The 745-nt window shown below is 66.6% G+C and carries 1 protein-coding gene; it reads left to right on the forward strand.

The genetic code is table 11. The features are described from left to right. On the forward strand, nucleotides 1-745 hold a 745-nt coding region (locus tag ACFWW2_RS00235; RefSeq protein WP_393925355.1), incomplete at both ends, for an AMP-binding protein.

Below are 745 nucleotides of genomic sequence, written 5' to 3' on the forward strand. Positions count from 1 at the left end.
TCAATCTGACGGAGACGGGCGAGGGCCTGGTTGGAAGGCTGTCCTATGCCAGCCAGCTGTTCGACCGTGAGACGGCAGAGCGACTTGTGTCGATGTATGGTCGTGTCCTGGACGCTGTCGTTTCCTCGCCGGAAACGTTGATTGGCGATCTGCCGCTTCTGGACGGAGCGGAGCGCCGTCAGGTGGTCGAGAGCTTCAACGAGACGGCGGCGGACCATCCGCGGGACAAGACGGTTGTGGATCTGTTTGCCGCGCAGGCGGCGTCAGTGCCGGACACTATCGCGGTGGTCGATGGCGACCGGGAGCTGAGCTATGGCGATCTGGATGCGGCGTCGAGCCGTCTGGCACGGCATCTGATCGGGCTTGGTGTTGGTCCGGAGATGGTTGTGGGTGTGTGCCTGGAGCGCTCGGCGGAACTGATCGTGGCGCTCCTCGGCATCTGGAAGGCAGGCGGGGCGTATCTGCCGCTCGACCCGGACTATCCCGAAGAGCGGTTGGGCTTCATGCTCGAGGATGCCGGGGCGTCGGTGGTGCTGACGACTGCCGGGCGGCTGCCGGAAAGGCCGGATGGCGGTCTGTTGCTGGTGCTGGACGACCCGGCGACGGAGGCCGCGCTGGCCGGGCTGCCGGCAACGCCGGTCACAGGCGCCGAACGGTGGGCGCCGCTGAACCCGTCAAGCCTGGCCTACGTCATCTACACCTCCGGCTCCACAGGCACGCCCAAAGGCGTCATGGTCGGGCAAGG

The sequence above is a fragment of the Yoonia sp. R2-816 genome (assembly GCF_046762905.1).
Taxonomy (GTDB): Bacteria; Pseudomonadota; Alphaproteobacteria; order Rhodobacterales; family Rhodobacteraceae; genus Yoonia.